The organism is Actinoplanes oblitus (assembly GCF_030252345.1).
In the GTDB taxonomy this organism is placed as follows: Bacteria; Actinomycetota; Actinomycetes; order Mycobacteriales; family Micromonosporaceae; genus Actinoplanes; species Actinoplanes oblitus.
Map to the genome: position 1 here is coordinate 780,470 of NZ_CP126980.1, position 16,912 is coordinate 797,381.

Below are 16,912 nucleotides of genomic sequence, written 5' to 3' on the forward strand. Positions count from 1 at the left end.
GCCACCCTGAGATCCCGGTCCCCGGTTACCGGGGAAGTTCCCCGTGGCCGGGGCTTGCCGTACGTGTGACGATTCGAGGGTGACTACCGCCACCGCTCCGCCGCCACCGCGCCGGTTGTATCGCCCCCGCGAGCACCGGATCGTGGCCGGTGTCGCCGCGGGCCTGGCCCGCCACCTGGGCGTGCCGGTGCTCGCGGTGCGCATCAGCCTGGTGGTGCTGCTCGGCTTCAACGCGCTCGGCCTGCTGCTCTACGCCGCCTACTGGGCGGTCCTCCCGCAGGAGGCGCGCAACGACGAGCGGCCGGCCCGCCGCGACTTCGCCGCGCTGGTCCCGTTCGCGGCGATCGGGCTGGGCGTGGTGCTGCTGCAGGCGCTGGTCTTCGGTGACCAGGTGGCCACCACGGTGGGCTGGATGATCGCGGTGGTCGCGGTCGGCGCCGGGGTGATCTGGCACCAGTCCGACCCGAGCCGCCGCGAGCAGTGGACCGACGCGAACGGCAAGTCCGGCTGGATGGCCGCGATCGTCGGCGAGACCGACCGGCGCTCGTTCATGCTCCGCTTCGTCGGCGGCGGCGTGCTGGTCGCGATCGGCGTGATCGGCGTCGTCGCGATCTATTCGCCGGCCGGCTCGCTCTCCTCGGTGCTGAACGGGATGATCTTCGCGCTGGTCGGCCTGCTCGGCGTCGGCGTGGTGGTGGCGCCGCTGGTCTGGCGCACCTTCGGCCAGCTGCGCGCCGAGCGCGAGGGCCGGATCCGGGAGCAGGAGCGGGCCGAGGTGGCCGCGATGATCCACGACCAGGTGCTGCACACGCTGGCCCTGATCCAGCGCAACTCCGCGGACATCAAGGAGGTGCAGCGGCTGGCCCGGGGCCAGGAGCGCAGCCTGCGCAACTGGCTCTACAAGCCGACCGCGTCGCCCACCGAGCGGTTCTCCGCCGCACTCGAGCAGGCCGCCGCCGAGGTCGAGGACACCTACGCGATCAGCGTGGAGACGGTGGTGGTCGGCGACACCCAGTGCGACGAGCGGGTGGCCGCGCTGGTCGCCGCGGCGCGCGAGGCGCTGGTCAACGCGGCCCGGCACGCCGGGGTGCAGACCGTGTCGCTCTACGCCGAGGTGGAGCCGGACGAGCTGAGCGTCTTCGTCCGGGACCGGGGCACCGGCTTCGACCTGAGCGGCGTGGCCGAGACGCGGCACGGGGTTCGTGGTTCGATCATCGGGCGCATGCAGCGCCACGGCGGGCGCGCGGAGATCCGCAGCGCCGCCGGCAACGGAACGGAAGTGCGTCTCACGCTCCCGGTCTCCCGGGAGAGCGTGACCGCCGGTAAGGAGTCAGCACGATGACCGAGCCCGTGACCCAGTCGGCCGGCCGGCTGACCGTCTTCCTGGTCGACGACCACGCGATGTTCCGCGCCGGGGTGCGCGCCGAGCTCGGCCAGCACGTCGAGGTGGTGGGCGAGGCCAGCACGGTGGCCGAGGCGATCAGCCGGATCGGCGCCATCGGGCCGGACGTCGTGCTGCTCGACGTGCACATGCCGGACGGCGGCGGCCGCGCGGTGCTGGAGAGCATCCGGCGCAGCCACCCGCAGGTCAAGTTCCTGGCGCTCTCCGTCTCGGACGCGGCCGAGGACGTGATCGGCCTGATCCGGGCCGGCGCCCGGGGTTACGTCACCAAGACCATCTCGCCGGACGAGCTGGCCGCCGCGGTGCGCCGGGTGGCCGACGGGGACGCGGTGTTCAGCCCGCGGCTGGCCGGGTTCGTGCTCGACGCGTTCGCCTCCCGGCCGGACGTGCCGGTCGCCGACCCGGAGCTGGACCAGCTGACCAACCGGGAGCGGGAGGTGCTGCGGCTGCTCGCGCGGGGGTACGCGTACAAGGAGATCGCCAAGGAGCTGTACATCTCGATCAAGACGGTCGAGACGCATGTCTCCAACGTGCTGCGCAAACTGCAGATGAGCAACCGCTACGAGTTGTCACGCTGGGCCGCCGACCGCCGGCTTGTCTAAGCCCGCATCAACCGAGTGTCACCGAAGTTCCCACGTTCGGCCGCGTTCGGTGTACGTTCGGCCACTGCGAGGAGTACATGCAGGTCAGACCCGTCGAATCAGCCGAAAGAACGATCTTTGAGCCTGCGTACGGACGTAAACGGCTAATATCGGCTTGATAACGGCGCTCTTTGGTTTCAGTGCCCCTGTGTCACAGTGGCAGCTACTCACACAACCCCTCGTGAGCGCCCCTGAAGGAGGCACTCCCATGTTTGGGAAAAGCCCATGGAAGATGGCGGTCGGTGCGACCGCCATCGCCTTGTTGGCCGCCGGTTGCGGTGGTGGCGGGTCGGAGGACTCGGACGCCGCTTCGAACACGGTAGTTATCGGTATCGGTGAGCCGCAGCACCTGATTCCGAGCAACACCACCGAGACCGAAGGCGCCGCGGTGCTCGCCGCGCTGTTCTACCCGCTGGTCGACTTCGACGCGCAGAACAACGCCGTCCCGGTCGCCGCGGAGTCGATCACCCCTGATGCCAAGAACACCGTCTGGACGATCAAGCTGAAGCCGGGCTTCACGTTCAGTAACGGCGAGCCGGTTACGTCGGACAACTACATCAACGCTTGGAACTACGGCGCCTACGGCCCGAACGGCCAGGGTGGCTCGTACTTCTTCGAGCGCATCAAGGGCTTCGCGGACATGCAGTCCAAGGACCCGGACGGCGAGGAGGGCCCGCAGAAGGCCCCCGAGCCGAAGGCGAAGAAGCTGACCGGGCTGGAGAAGGTGGACGACACCACCTTCAAGGTGACCCTCTCGGCGCCGTTCGCCGGCTGGGCGTCCGTCATGGGCTACACCTCCTTCTACCCGCTGCCGAAGGCCGCCTTCTCGTCGGACGGCGTCATCGCCGACGGCTTCGAGGACGCCATCATCGGCAACGGCCCCTTCAAGATGAAGGGCAAGTGGGAGCACGACTCGCAGATCGTCGTGGAGAAGGTCGCCGACTTCAAGGGCACCGTTCCCAAGATCGATGGCATCACCTGGAAGATCTACCAGGACCAGCAGGCGGAGTACGCCGACCTGGTCGCCGGCAACGTCGACGTCCAGACCGTGATCCCGACCGAGGCGCTGGCCAAGGCCTCCGCCGACCTGGGTGACCGGTTCAAGAAGAGCCCGAACTCCGGTTTCGGCTTCGTCGGCTTCCCCACCTTCCAGAAGGAGTTCTCGGACGTCCGCGTCCGCAAGGCGATCTCGATGGCGATCAACCGCGAGGAGATCAGCAGCCAGATCTTCCTGGGCTCGCGTTCGCCGGCGACCTCCTTCGTCTCCCCGGTCGTCGCGGGCTACCGCGCCAACTCGTGTGGCGACAACTGCGTGTACAACCCGACCGAGGCCAAGAAGCTGTACACCGAGGCCAACGGTCCGAAGGAAATCAAGATCACGTACAACGTCGACGGCGGCCACAAGGCGTGGATCGACGCGACCTGTAACCAGATCAAGGCTTCCCTGGGTGTCAACTGCGTCGGTGGCGAGGAGCCCAAGTTCGCCGACCTGCTGACCAAGGTCGAGAAGAAGCAGCCGGTCGGCCTGATCCGCCTCGGCTGGGTCATGGACTACCCGCTGATGGAGAACTACCTCGGCCCGCTGTACAGCACCGACGGTTCCTCCAACTACTACGGCTACTCCAACACGACCTTCGACAACCTGGTCAAGGCCGGTTCCGAGGCCGCGACGCCGCAGGACGCCATCAAGAAGTGGCAGCAGGCCGAGGACATCCTGGCCAAGGACATGCCGGTCGTCCCGATCTACACGCAGCAGAACGTGTACGGCTACTCGGAGAAGGTCACGAACGTGAACATGGACCTGTTCCGCAAGGTGGACCTGTACAAGATCGAAGTTGTCGGCTGATCTAGCCTGACCGCTCGACCGGTGGTGGCGTCACGGAGAATGTGAAACCGTGGCGCCACCACTGTGTTACCCCAACCTCATCGTCGCCGTGCTCACGAGGCCGGCGCTCTTCCGCGGAAGAGGCTAAACCCACATGTTCCGCTACATCGTGCGGCGCTTACTCCAGATGGTGCTCACCTTCTTCGGTGCCACGTTCCTGGTGTACGCGCTCATGTTCGCCAACCAGACCGACCCCATCCAGGCGTTGGTTGGCGAACGACCCGTTTCGGAGAGTCAGCGCATCGCGCTGACCGAGCGGTACCACCTGGATGAAAGCTTTTTCATGCAGTACTGGTACTACATCAAGGGCGTCCTCACCGGTGATTTCGGTACGTCGCTGACCGGCCGCAAGATCGCCGACATGATGGCCGACGCCTGGCCGGTGACCATCCGCCTCGCGCTGATCGCCATCGTCATCGCCGCGGTCTTCTCCATCACCGTTGGTGTCTACTCCGCCATCAAGCGCGGCGGTATCTTCGACAACTCCACGCTGATCCTCACTCTCGTCCTGCTGGCCATGCCGATCGTCGTGATCGCGCCGATCGCGCAGCTCGTCTTCGGCATCGAGCTGGGCTGGTTCCCGCCCACCGCAACACGGGACGCGACGTTCTGGCAACTGCTTTTGCCGGCGATCGTGTTGGCCTGCATCGTGATCGCGCCGGAGATGCGGGTGACCCGGACGTCGGTGGTGGAGAACCTCCGCGCCGACTACGTACGCACCGCGCGGGCCAAGGGCCTGACCCGGATTCGCGTCATCTGGGTGCACGTGCTGCGCAACTCGCTGATCCCGGTGGCCACGCTGATCGGCGTCGACCTGGGCACCTTGCTCTCCGGCGCCATCGTTACCGAGCACGTCTTCAACATCCCCGGTGTCGGGTTCAACCTGGCTCGTGCGATTCGCACCGAGGACGGCCCGCTCGTGGTCGGTTTCGTGAGCATCTTGGTGATCCTCTTCTTGTTCATCAACCTGCTCGTCGACCTGCTGTACGCCGCCCTCGACCCCAGGATCCGCTATGAGTGACTTGAACACCGTGACCGAGGCCGAACTGCCCGGCGGTCAGCCGAACGTCCCGCACGGCCCGGTCAGGAAGGACAAGCCGCGCAGCCTGGCCGGCGACGCGTGGGCCGACCTTCGCAAGCGCAAGACCTTCTGGACGGCGATCGTCCTGGTGGCGCTGATCCTGCTGATGGCACTCTGGCCGTCGCTGTTCACCACCGCCGACCCGGGGGCCTGCTCGCTCGCCAACCAGTTCAAGGGTCCGACCGGCAACGCGCTGTTCGGGTATGACTTCCAGGGTTGCGACATCTACGCCAAGATCGTCAACGGCGCCTGGAACTCGATCAAGGTGGGCGTGCTGTCCACGCTGCTGGCCGGCCTCATCGGTCTGGCCTTCGGTCTGGCTGCGGGCTACTTCGGCGGCGGAGTGGACGCGGTCCTGTCCCGGATCATCGACATCATGCTCGGCGTCCCGTTCTTGCTGGCCGGCATCGTGTTGTCCCGCCGGCTCGGCGCCGACCCCAAGTCGGACGGCGTGCTCGCCGTGACCCTGACCCTGGGCCTGCTCAGCTGGACCTCCGGCGCGCGTGTCATGCGATCCGCGGTCATCTCGGCCAAGCAGCAGGACTACGTGGCGGCCGCCCGGATGCTGGGAGCCAAGCCGAGCCGGCTCATGCTGCGGCACATCCTGCCGAACTCCATCGCGTCCTACATCGTCATGCTGACGCTGCTGCTGGGCATCAACATCTCCAGCGAGGCGACCCTGTCGTTCCTGGGCGTCGGCCTGAAGAACGGCGCGATCAGCTGGGGCATCATGATCTCCGAGGGCACCGCGTTCGCGCGGGCCGAGCCGTGGCCGCTGGTCTGGCCGGCCGTCTTCCTCGGCGTCACGGTGCTGGCCTTCATCATGCTCGGCGACGCGGTCCGCGACGCCTTCGACCCGAAGCTGCGGTGACCCGGTGACTGATATCAAGGCGCAACTGGACGTCCTACCGGGCGTCGATCCGCGCGCACCCCTGCTCGAAGTGACCGACCTGCACGTCGAGTTCCGTACCCAGTACGGCGTGGCCAAGGCCGTCAACGGCGCGAACTTCCTGCTCTCCCCGGGCGAGACGCTCGCCATCCTGGGTGAGTCCGGCTGCGGCAAGTCGGTGACCGCGCAGGCGATCATGGGCATTCTCGACACCCCGCCCGGCTACGTCACACAGGGAGAGATCCGCTACCGCGGTATCGACCTGCTGAAGCTGAAGGAGGAGGAGCGTCGGAAGGTCCGCGCCAACAAGGTCGCGATGATCTTCCAGGACGCCCTCTCCGCGCTGAACCCGGTCTACACGGTCGGTTTCCAGCTCGGCGAGCTGTTCCGCAAGCACCGGGGGATGTCCCGGGCTGACGCCAAGAAGCAGGCGATCGACCTGCTGGAGCAGGTGAAGATCCCGGCCGCGCGGAACCGGGTGAACGACTACCCGCACCAGTTCTCGGGTGGTATGCGGCAGCGCGTCATGATCGCCATGGCGCTGGCGCTCGACCCCGAGGTGCTGATCGCCGACGAGCCCACCACGGCGCTCGACGTCACCGTGCAGGCGCAGATCATGGGTCTGCTCGCCGACCTGCAACGGCAGCGCAACATGGGCCTCATCCTGATCACGCACGACATGGGCGTGGTCGCCGACGTGGCCGACCGGATCTCGGTGATGTACGCGGGCAAGGTGGTCGAGGAGGCGGGTGTCTACGACATTTACTCGCGGCCGGCCCACCCGTACACCCGTGCCCTGCTCGAGTCGATTCCCCGGCTCGACATGAAGGGGCAGCAGCTCAGCGTCATCCGCGGCCTGCCGCCGGCGCTGACCGACGTCCCGAAGGGCTGCGCGTTCAACCCGCGTTGCGCCTACGCGCGGGACGCCTGCCGGCAGGATCCGCCGCCGCCGGCGTACCAGGTGTCGGTCACGCCGCACCGCACGGCCCGCTGCCACTTCTTCCGGGAGGTCATCAGTGAGTGACGTCGTCCTCGAGACCAAGGGCCTGGTCAAGCACTTCCCGATCACCCAGGGCATCGTCTTCAAGAGCAAAGTCGGCGCGGTCCGGGCGGTCGACGGCGTCGACCTCCAGCTGCGCCGGGGCGAGACCCTGGGCGTCGTCGGCGAGTCCGGTTGTGGCAAGTCGACACTGGCCAAGCTGCTGGTCGGTCTGGAGAAACCGACCGCCGGCTCGATCAACGTGCGCGGCCAGGACATGGTCACGATGAAGGGTGCCCAGCTGCGGCGCGCCCGGCGCAACATCCAGATGGTGCTCCAGGACCCGTACACGTCGCTGAACCCGCGGATGACGGTCGGCGACATCATCGGCGAGCCCTTCGAGATCCACACGGAGGTGGTCCCGAAGGGCGGCCGGCAGCGCGCGGTGCAGGACCTGCTGGACACGGTCGGCCTCAACCCCGACCACATCAACCGGTACCCGCACCAGTTCTCCGGCGGTCAGCGCCAGCGGATCGGCATCGCCCGGGCGCTCGCGCTCAAGCCGGAGATCATCGTCTGCGACGAGCCGGTGTCGGCGCTGGACGTGTCCATCCAGGCCCAGGTGATCAACCTGCTGGAGCGGCTGCAGAACGAGTTCGGCCTGTCGTACATCTTCATCGCGCACGACCTGTCGGTGGTCCGGCACATCTCCGACCGGGTCGCCGTGATGTACCTCGGCAAGGTCATCGAGACCGGCGGGGACCAGGCGATCTACGAGCAGCCGACGCACCCGTACACGCAGGCCTTGCTCTCGGCCGTGCCGGTCCCGGACCCGCGCCTGCGCGGCCACCGTGACCAGATCGTGCTGGAGGGTGACGTCCCGTCGCCGGCCAACCCGCCGTCGGGGTGTCGCTTCCGCACGCGGTGCTGGAAGGCTCAGGAGGTCTGCGCCCAGCAGGAGCCGCTGCTGCAGATCCGCGAGCGGTCCCCGCACCCGAGCGCGTGCCACTTCGCGGAGATCCGCGACGTCGTGCACGGACGCTGAGCTGAGAAAAGGCCGGGCCGGAGCATTCCGGCCCGGCTTTTTCGTTTTCCGGCGCTTCGCGTTCCGGAGATCAGAACCCGGTCACAGGGGGCCGCGGCCGGAGCGGAGCAGCAGCAGGGCGACCTGGGTGCCGTCCGGGCCCAGGGCGGTGCGGAAGCGGTCGACGATCTCGCGCTCGCGGGCCAGGACGAGGCGGGTGCCGCCGGAGGCCATCCGGGTCTTGCCGACCTCCTGGGAGAGCCGGGAACGCTCCAGCCACAGGTCGATGATCGCCTGGTCGATCTCGTCGATCCGCTCGCGCATGCCCCGGATCTCGTCGGCGGCCAGCGGCTTGCCGGCGCCGGTGACCTGGTCCATCGCGGAGTTCTCGGGGGACTTCTCGGTGTTGGTGGACTGGTCCATCACGTCGGCGGTCATGTCGTGCTCCTCGGGTGCTCGTCGTCCCGGACAGCCCGGCCCGGAAAGCAACAAGCCCCGGGCTGTGGAAGGCCCGGGGCTTGAAGTAGGTCTGTCGTTCAGAGGCGACCTACGGCTGCCGGACTTCCGGTGCCGTAGTAAAAAAATCGCGCCTGCTGGATCACGAGCCGAGTATGCCCCGCTGCCGGACCGGCCCGCAAGGAAACCGCCCGAACGATGGGACACCGCTCCGGGGACGGTGCGTCCGCCGTACCGGAAAGGGTGCGGAGAGGGAGAGCGGCCCGGCGCGAACGCCGGGCCGCGAGGGACATCGGTCAGGGGGTCGTGCTGATCCGGTCGGCCGGGCCGGGCTGGATGGTGCCGCTGCCCAGGTAGGCGGTCAGCGCGTCGACGTCGAAGCCGGGGGCGGTCACCACCAGCGACGGGTCGACGACCAGCTTGCCGAAGCCGTCACCGCCGTTGGCCAGGAAGTTGTTCATGGTGACCCGGTAGGTGGCGGCCGGGTCGATCGGCGTGCCGTTCAGCGCCAGGTTGCTGACCTTGGCGCCGAGCGGGGCGGACGCGCTCCAGGTGTAGGTGAAGCCCGCGGAGACCTGCAGGATCTTCGTGGTGGTCTGGCCCTGGTAGCCGGCGAACTGCTGCTCCAGCGCCTCCTTGAGCTGCGCGCCGGTCAGCGGCTCGGTGGTCACCAGGTTGTTGAACGGCTGAACGGTGAACGCCTCGCCGTAGGTGACCTGGCCGTAGCCCTCGCCGCCGGACGACTGGTCGGCGTCCAGGTCGGCCCGGATACCGCCCGGGTTCATCAGGGCCAGCTGCGCGCCGGCGCCCGTCGTGTACTTCAGCTGGGCGTCCGCGATGACGTCGCCGAGCGGGCTCTCACCTGCCGCGTTGTTCGTCCGGACGATGTCGCCGGAGATGGTGCCGACCAGCTTGTTGGCGATCGGGGCGACAGCGGCGCGGTACTTGTCGGCCACCTTCTTCGCCGTCGCGTCGACGGTGTCCGGGTTCCTCAAGTAGACGCCCGACGTGTCCTTCTTCCACCCGCCGTTGCCGTCCGGCACGCCGTTCTCCACGATCACGTTCTTCGCGGTGATCCCGGCGAACCGGCCGGTGCGCCGGTCCAGTGAGTAGTCGATGTCGGTGATCAGCTGGCCGTTGGCGCCGGCACTGGTCACCACGGTGTCGGTGCCCGCCTTGTTGGGCAGCTTGCAGGAGTAGAACCGGTGGGTGTGCCCGGACACCACGATGCCGATCTCCGGGTTCAGGCCCGCCACGATCGGCACGACGGCGCCCGAGAAGTTCACGCAGTCCGAGACGCCCGGGGTGGGCGTGGCCGAGCCCTGCGAGCCGCCCTCGTGCAGCAGGAGCACCTGCGCCTTGACGCCGAACAGCTTGAGGATCCGGCTCCACTTGTTCGCGGTCGCCACCTCGTCGGTGAAGTGCACGTTCTTGATGCCGGCCGGGTTCACGATGCCGGCCGTGCCCTCCAGCGTCATGCCGATGAAGCCGACCGGTACGCCACCGACGAACCTGATGTCGACCGGCGGCAGGATCGGGCGGCCGGTCTTGTTGTCGATGGTGTTCGCGGCCAGGTAGCTGAACTCGGCGCCGCCGAAACCGTCGCCGTCCTGGCAGCCGTCGGTCGGGTGGCACCCGCCGCGCTGCATCCGGATCAGCTCGGCCACGCCCTCGTCGAACTCGTGGTTGCCCACCGAGCTGACCTGCAGGCCGACGGTGTTCATCAGCTCGATCGTCGGCTCGTCGTGGAACGCGGCGCTGACCAGCGGGGTGGCGCCGATCAGGTCGCCGGCGCCGACAGTGGTGGTCTGGCGGCCCTCGGCCGCCGCCTCGGCGCGCAGCCTCTTCAGGTACGTCGCCAGGTACTCCACCCCGCCGGCCGGGGTGCTGGTGCCGCTCGCGTTGACCACCGCGCCGCTGCCGGTGGGCGGGTCGATCGCGCCGTGGAAGTCGTTGTAGCTGAGGAACTGGCCCTTGACCAGGGCAGCGCGGTCAATGGCGGGGTAGGACGCGGTCACCGGGGCGAACTCGGCCGGTGGCGCGGCGGTGGCCGGCTGCACGGGCACGGTGCTGAGCGCGCCGGCGACGGCCAGCGCGACGGCCGGCACGGCGATCCGCCGCCGTAGCGGTGATGTCATGATATTCGATCCCTCGATCCGAGTGGACTGTCAAGTGACTCGATCAGACTGGTGGATCGGCCGGGTGGACGCCACCACTTCCAGGTGACAAGTCAATTGCCGCACACCGATGCGCCGGCCGCCTCGGCGCGATTTCCTGTCGGAGGGGCGGCATACACTGGCTCCCGCGATGCGACCTTCTTCAGAACCTTCCGACAACGCCCTGTTCGCGCTGCCCACGGTGGTCCCGCCGGCCCCCGTCGGCAGGCCGCCGGCGCCGGTGGCCACGCGTGCGCCGCGTCCCGCCGTCGACCCGGAAGCGCTGCTCGAGGGGCTGAACGGCCCTCAGCGCGACGCCGTCACCCACGCCGGTGGCCCGCTGCTGATCGTGGCGGGTGCGGGCTCGGGCAAGACCCGGGTGCTCACCCACCGGATCGCCTACCTGCTGGCCAAGCGGGACGTGCATCCCGGCGAGATCATCGCGATCACGTTCACCAACAAGGCGGCCGGCGAGATGAAGGAGCGGGTGGCCCATCTGGTCGGCCCGCGCGCCCGGTTGATGTGGGTGTCGACGTTCCACTCGGCATGTGTCCGGATCCTGCGTGCCGAGCACGAGCACGCCGGGCTGAAGAGCACCTTCTCCATCTACGACGCGGACGACTCGCGCCGGTTGATGCAGCTGGTGGCCCGCGAGCTGGACCTGGACCCGAAGCGTTACACCGCGCGCGGCCTCGCCGCCCAGGTGTCGAACCTGAAGAACGAGCTGGTCGACCCGGAGGAGTTCAAGCAGCGGGCGAAGGGGCCGAACGAGCGGGCCGTCGCCGAGGCCTACGAGCTCTACCAGCGCCGCCTGAAGGAGGCGTACGCGCTGGACTTCGACGACATCATCATGGCAGTGGTGCACCTGTTCCAGTCGCACCCGCTGGTCGCCGAGGCGTACCGCCGGCGGTTCCGGCACGTCCTAGTCGACGAGTACCAGGACACCAACCACGCGCAGTACACGCTGATCCGCGAGCTGGTCGGCACCGAGGACCCGTCGGAGCTCTGCGTCGTCGGTGACGCCGACCAGTCGATCTACGCGTTCCGCGGCGCGACGATCCGCAACATCCTGGAGTTCGAGCGCGACTACCCGGACGCCCGCACCATCCTGCTGGAGCAGAACTACCGCTCCACCCAGACCATCCTGTCCGCGGCCAACGCGGTGATCGACCGGAACACCTCGCGCAAGCCCAAACGCCTCTGGAGCGACCAGGGCGCCGGCGAGCAGATCGTGGGGTACGTCGCCGACACCGAGCACGCCGAGGCCGACTGGGTGGCCCGGGAGATCGACCGGCTGACCGACCGGCACCAGGTGCGGCCCGGCGACGTGGCCGTCTTCTACCGCACCAACAACCAGTCCCGGGTGTTCGAGGAGGTGTTCATCCGGGTCGGCCTGCCCTACAAGGTGGTCGGCGGGGTGCGCTTCTACGAGCGCAAGGAGGTCCGCGACGCGCTGGCCTACCTGCGGGCGGTGGTGAACGAGGACGACACGGTGAGCGTCCGCCGGGTGCTGAACACGCCGAAACGCGGGATCGGCGACCGGGCCGAGGCGTGCGTGGAGGCGCTGTCGAACCGGGACCGGATCTCGTTCGGCCAGGCGCTGCGGCACGCGCGGTCGGCGCCGGGCATCTCCACCCGCGCGGCGAACAGCATCGGTGACTTCGTGCAGCTGCTCGACGACCTGCGGGAGATGGCGCTGATCGTGCCGCCGGAGGAGGTGCTGGAGGCGGTGCTGCAGCGTTCCGGCCTGCTCAGCGAGCTGGAGGAGAGCCTCGACCCGCAGGACCAGGGCCGGGTGGAGAACCTCCAGGAGCTGGTCAGCGTCGCCCGCGAGTACACCGAGCGGGTCGAGTCGCAGGAGGAGACGGCGACTCTGGCCGGGTTCCTGGAGCAGGTGGCACTGGTCGCCGACGCCGACCAGATCCCCAGCGACGACCCCGACCATCAGGGCGTGGTCACCCTGATGACGCTGCACACGGCGAAAGGCCTGGAGTTCCCGGTGGTCTTCCTGACCGGCCTGGAGGACGGCGTGTTCCCGCACATGCGGGCGATGTCCGACAACGCCGAGTTGGAGGAGGAGCGCCGGCTGGCCTACGTGGGGATCACCCGGGCCCGCCAGCGGCTCTACCTGTCCCGCGCTGTCACCCGGTCGGCCTGGGGCCAGCCGCAGTACAACCCGCCGTCCCGGTTCACCGACGAGCTGCCGGCCGAGCTGGTGCGGTGGGAGCGGACCGGCGGGTCGTACACGTCCTGGTCGGGCACCGGCGGCGGGGTGGGTGGCCGCGGTGGCGGCGACCGCCAGCGCGGTGGCGGCTTCGCCGGTGGCACGCCCAAGGCGCAGCGCATCGCCGAGCGGCTCGGCATCGACGCCAGCAAGCTGGCCACCGCCAGCGAGCTGAAACAGGCACCGAAGGTGGCGCCCGGCGACCGGGTCAACCACCAGCGTTACGGCCTGGGCCGGGTGGTGGTGGTCGAGGGGCAGGGGCCGGGCGCCCGTGCCCAGATCGACTTCGGCGACCAGGTGATGTGGCTGATCCTCCGGCACGCCCCGATCGAGAAGATCTAGGCCGTTGCCGGTGAGCCGCGGAGGTTCGCGTCGACCATCCGGTCGGACATCGGCGCGGCAGCGGCTGCCATGATTGAGGAGTCCGGTCCTTCAGCCGGTTGGCGCCACCTCTCAGTGACTTGCGAAACCGCCGCTTCTCATGCGTTCCTCCACGCCGCGCGGCCCCGGCGGACCACCGGAACGGGTGACACGTAGCCCGGCGGACCTGCCGAGCACCCCACCCTGACGGCATCCAGCGGGTCGGCCGGCTCGGCGGGATACCCGAGTGATCGGTGCGCCCGAGGCCTATGAGCCCTTCACTATGGGCGTCTTGAGGAGAAGACTGCTGGATGTCAGGCATCATGCGCGATGATCTGGATTTGGTGGTCTTGATATGGATACCGGCTATCTGGTTCCCGAAGATTCCCATATCAGCTGCGCCAACAACCCTGACACCGGTGTGACGGAGGTGTCCGTGCACGGGTCCTGGGACCCGCAGGTACGCACGGCGATGGCGCAGACGTTGCGGATGTGTGTGGCCGAGACGCCCCGCTTGCTTCTCATCGACGTAGCCCGGCTGTCGGATCCCGCTGGCGAGTCCCTGACGACGTGGCAGATCGCGCACCAGTACGCCCGCGAGCGGACCCCGCCGGTCGACGTGGTCATGTGCGCGCCGACGCCGCGCCTGCGGCACCGCCTGTCCGGCACTGCCGGCGGTGTGACGATCGCCGTATCACTCGACGCCGCTCGCGCGGCCGGCCCACGGCAGCCGATATGGCCCCAGCGCCGTACGCGGCCGTTGCCGGCGGACCCGGCCTCCGTCAGGCTGGCCCGCGGCATGGTGAGAGATCTGTGCGACGGGTTGCGACTGCCGCGGCTCCGCTACCCAGCACAGCTGATCATCAGCGAGCTGGCCACCAACGCTGTCGAACACGTCCGCGCCGCCTTCGGCGTCGCGGTCACGCTGCGCGGTGACGTACTTCACCTGGCCGTGCAGGACCAGGCGCGGCAACTGCCCCGCCCCGCCGCGAGGCCGTTGCGAGGGCAACGGCCGATGCGACGCGGCGCGGGCCTGTGGGTCGTTGACGCCGCCGCCACCGCCTGGGGCGCCGTGCATTGCGGGGGCGGCAAGATCGTCTGGGCCACCCTCGCCATCGGCGGGAAGGAGATGTCGTGACAGACGATTCCCCCGGCCGGCTTCCACGCGGTGCCCGGATGCATCGCACGGCGTCGACCGTGACCATTATCTTGTCTGGTGAATTCGACCTGATGGCGAGATACTGGATGCCGGACTTCATCGTCGACACCATCGACGCCACCCTCCGGCACATCGTCCTCGACCTCAGCGAGCTCGCCTTCATCGATGTAGCTGGCCTGCGCATCCTGCTGGACGTTCACGACATCAGCATCCGCAACGGCATCACCCTGACCCTGCGCCGTCCGCCATCGTGTCTCGTCTGGCTGCTGGACACCTGCGGCGTCACCGACCTGTTGATTGACGACGACAGCGGCTCCCAGTACCGCGACGACGACCAGCCTCCTGCTCACATCCCTACTGCCGATCCGGCCCGCCACTCCACGGCCGACGAACGCGGCCGCGCGGCCGACGAACGCGACCGCGCGGCCGACGAACGCGACCGCGCCGCCGACGAACGCGACCGCCAGATCAACGATCACCAACGGTGGGAAGACATCCGCGAGGACAGGGCCAACCAACGCGAGCGTGATCTCGAAGCGCGTGAACGCTCTGACCTGCCGTGACATGGACACGATGAGCAGGGCATTCCTCTTGACGCCTTGAGCTAGGTGGCGCTGATCTTCGTCGCGAGACCCATGGCGCAGGTCGAGCAGGGGCCCGATCGGACCTGCTGAAGGCCACCCACGCGAGGCCAGGCATTAGCGGCTCGGCAACCTGCAGCTAGCAGCCGGGGATGTCGACACCGTGCTCGCGCATCCACGCGGTCGGCTCGACCGGGTTCTTGTAGTGCCCCTGGTGCACCTCGAAGTGCAGGTGCGGGCCTGTCGAGTGCCCGGTGGAGCCCTCGTCGCCGATCCGCTGCCCGGCCCGGACGCTCTCGCCCACGGTCACGGCGATCCGGGACAGGTGGCCGTAATGGGTGAGCCAGCCGTCGCCGTGGTCGATCAGGACGGCGTTGCCGTACCCCTGGGCCATCCCGGCGGCCACCACCACGCCGGCGCCGGCCGCGACGATCGGGGTGCCGTCCGCGGCGGCCAGGTCGACACCGGCGTGCAGCCGGCCCCAGCGCTGGCCGAAGCACGACGTGACCCGGGCGGTCGGGTTCGGGTTCACCCAGGCGGCGCCGCCGGCGACGGCTGTCGTCCGCTCCTCCCGCGGGAGCGGTTTCGCCTTGCGCTGGACCGTGGCCGGCACGACGGCGGCGCGGTGCGCGGCCGGTTGCCGGAGGTGCGTCTTGGCCGGGGCCTCGTCATCGGCCGGCGGGACGATCGGCAGCGCGGCCGGGGCGTGCGCGGCGGTGTGCTTCTCGTCCGAGGTGTGGTCGGCCGCCGAGGCGCTGGCGCTGGCCGCGCCGATCCCGGTGGCCAGGGTGGCGGTCAGCGCGGTGAGCGAGACCGCGGAGCGGCCGCGGCTGGCGAACAGGGCCGGGAAGGCCGGGGCACGGTGCCGGTGGAGACGTTCCTGGCGGTGCCGACCGGTGCTGCCCGATGCCGAAGTCTGCCGCACGCGCGACTCCCCTCCCGACGTCCGTGATCAGTGCTGACACGGTTCTGTCGGCCCGGGGCGGGATGCGCTGAGGGGGTGGGCGGCCGGTTCAACCGAGCCGCAACCGGGTGGTACCCGGAGGGGTCAGGAAGCGGCCTCGGCGGCGGCCATGCCCGCGTACACCGACTCCATCTGGAGCTGGATGTCCACGCCGTGCGGCTTGAGGAAGGTGATCGGGTCGACCGGCTTGCCGCCGACGTGGATCTCGAGGTGCAGGTGGGTCCCGTACGAATAACCGGTGTTGCCCACCTCGCCGATCACCTGACCGGCCTTGACGGCATCGCCCTTCTTGACCAGCAGCCGCCGGGAGTGGGCGTAGATGACCTCGGTGCCGTCGTCCTGCTGAACGGTGATCGAGTAGCCGTAACCGCCGTTGTAACCGGCGGCGGTCACCGTGCCGGCGTGGATCGACTTGTACGGGGTCCCGTCCGGGGCGGCCAGGTCGATGCCGGCGTGCAGCTTGCCGAACCGGACGCCGAACGCCGACGTGAACTGGTAGTCGTCCAGGGGGAGCAGGTAGACCTCGGCGGCGGCCTGCTCGTCGCTCAGCTTGCTGGCCGCCTTGGCGGCGGTGCCACGGTTTTCCGAGCGGGAGGCGCGGTTCGCGTCGCCGGCGCGGCTCTGCAGCGCGTCCGTGGCGACCTGGGACTTGTCGAGGCTGGACAGGACGTCCGGGCTGACCGTCTTGGCGTCCGGGAGGTTGGAGGCCGCGCCGAGGGCGACCACACCGGCGCCGACGAAGGCGGAGGTGACGACTGCGGCGTAGCGGCTGCGCGGCGGGGTCGGAACGCGGCGTCGGCCGCGATAGCGATCCGGCTCAGACGACAAGCGCTGGCGCACGAAGGACCCTCCGTCGGTGGCATTGCGGCGGCACGCTCATGGCCCCGCGCAAGCGGTTAACGAGTGTTGGCCGGGCGGTCGCTGGGGGGTGAACCTGTGCGACAGCCGTGGCCACGGTAACGAAACGACCGCCGGGTCACAAGTCGCAGCGCCATTTTCGTGACAGTTCCACGCCGGTATTGATCAGCTATTGTCCGAATTGGCCACCTTTCCTTAGGGGCAATTTAGCGACGGTGCGTGATCGCTCAGAAAACGGAAAGTAATGTGACCG

14 protein-coding genes are annotated in these 16,912 nt (G+C 68.9%); 10 read left to right on the forward strand and 4 right to left on the reverse strand.

Translation table 11 applies throughout. The features are described 5' to 3' along the window. Positions 1-79: 79 nt before the first annotated feature. The 7 genes from Actob_RS03585 (at position 80) to Actob_RS03615 (ending at position 7,922) form a co-directional block, all read left to right on the forward strand. Positions 80-1,342 (forward strand): PspC domain-containing protein, encoded by a 1,263-nt coding sequence (locus Actob_RS03585; protein ID WP_407653552.1) that lies wholly within the window; start codon positions 80-82, stop codon positions 1,340-1,342. Beyond that, positions 1,339-2,004, forward strand: coding sequence for a response regulator (locus Actob_RS03590; protein WP_284918585.1), 666 nt, complete (start codon positions 1,339-1,341; stop codon positions 2,002-2,004). The genes Actob_RS03585 and Actob_RS03590 overlap by 4 nt, the downstream gene beginning before the upstream one ends. Before the next feature lie 247 nt (positions 2,005-2,251). Then, positions 2,252-3,889 carry a peptide ABC transporter substrate-binding protein gene (locus tag Actob_RS03595; RefSeq protein ID WP_284918586.1) on the forward strand — a complete coding sequence of 546 codons (1,638 nt, stop codon included), beginning with the start codon at positions 2,252-2,254 and terminating at the stop codon, positions 3,887-3,889. A gap of 133 nt (positions 3,890-4,022) precedes the next feature. Continuing rightward, positions 4,023-4,949, forward strand: coding sequence for an ABC transporter permease (locus Actob_RS03600; RefSeq protein WP_284918588.1), 927 nt, complete (start codon positions 4,023-4,025; stop codon positions 4,947-4,949). Continuing rightward, positions 4,942-5,880: an ABC transporter permease gene (locus Actob_RS03605; protein WP_284918589.1), complete on the forward strand. Its 939-nt coding sequence runs from the start codon at positions 4,942-4,944 to the stop codon at positions 5,878-5,880. Before Actob_RS03600 ends, Actob_RS03605 begins: the two co-directional genes overlap by 8 nt. A 4-nt stretch (positions 5,881-5,884) precedes the next feature. Continuing rightward, entirely contained in the window at positions 5,885-6,922 is a 1,038-nt protein-coding gene (locus Actob_RS03610) for an ABC transporter ATP-binding protein (RefSeq protein ID WP_284918590.1), read from the forward strand. Continuing rightward, positions 6,915-7,922: an ABC transporter ATP-binding protein gene (locus tag Actob_RS03615; protein ID WP_284918592.1), complete on the forward strand. Its 1,008-nt coding sequence runs from the start codon at positions 6,915-6,917 to the stop codon at positions 7,920-7,922. Before Actob_RS03610 ends, Actob_RS03615 begins: the two co-directional genes overlap by 8 nt. 81 nt (positions 7,923-8,003) lie before the next feature. Here the strand turns inward: Actob_RS03615 and Actob_RS03620 are convergent, their stop codons facing one another. Then, positions 8,004-8,279 carry a chorismate mutase gene (locus Actob_RS03620; RefSeq protein WP_284922225.1) on the reverse strand — a complete coding sequence of 92 codons (276 nt, stop codon included), beginning with the start codon at positions 8,277-8,279 and terminating at the stop codon, positions 8,004-8,006. Positions 8,280-8,653: 374 nt separating this feature from the next. Further along, positions 8,654-10,495, reverse strand: a complete 1,842-nt coding sequence (locus Actob_RS03625) for a bifunctional metallophosphatase/5'-nucleotidase (RefSeq protein WP_284918593.1) — start codon at positions 10,493-10,495, stop codon at positions 8,654-8,656. 169 nt (positions 10,496-10,664) lie between these two features. On the opposite strand from Actob_RS03625, the gene pcrA reads away from it, so the two are divergent. The 3 genes from pcrA (at position 10,665) to Actob_RS03640 (ending at position 14,819) form a co-directional block, all read left to right on the forward strand. After that, positions 10,665-13,079, forward strand: coding sequence for a DNA helicase PcrA (pcrA, locus tag Actob_RS03630; RefSeq protein ID WP_284918594.1), 2,415 nt, complete (start codon positions 10,665-10,667; stop codon positions 13,077-13,079). Positions 13,080-13,452: 373 nt separating this feature from the next. Further along, complete coding sequence (locus Actob_RS03635; RefSeq protein WP_284918595.1) at positions 13,453-14,235, forward strand: ATP-binding protein; 783 nt, start codon at positions 13,453-13,455, stop codon at positions 14,233-14,235. Continuing rightward, complete coding sequence (locus tag Actob_RS03640; RefSeq protein ID WP_284918596.1) at positions 14,232-14,819, forward strand: STAS domain-containing protein; 588 nt, start codon at positions 14,232-14,234, stop codon at positions 14,817-14,819. Before Actob_RS03635 ends, Actob_RS03640 begins: the two co-directional genes overlap by 4 nt. A 157-nt stretch (positions 14,820-14,976) precedes the next feature. Here the strand turns inward: Actob_RS03640 and Actob_RS03645 are convergent, their stop codons facing one another. Next, positions 14,977-15,762 (reverse strand): M23 family metallopeptidase, encoded by a 786-nt coding sequence (locus tag Actob_RS03645; protein WP_284918597.1) that lies wholly within the window; start codon positions 15,760-15,762, stop codon positions 14,977-14,979. A gap of 123 nt (positions 15,763-15,885) precedes the next feature. Next, a complete protein-coding gene (locus Actob_RS03650; RefSeq protein ID WP_284918598.1) occupies positions 15,886-16,641 on the reverse strand; it encodes a M23 family metallopeptidase in 756 nt (251 codons plus the stop codon). Positions 16,642-16,912: the final 271 nt, after the last annotated feature.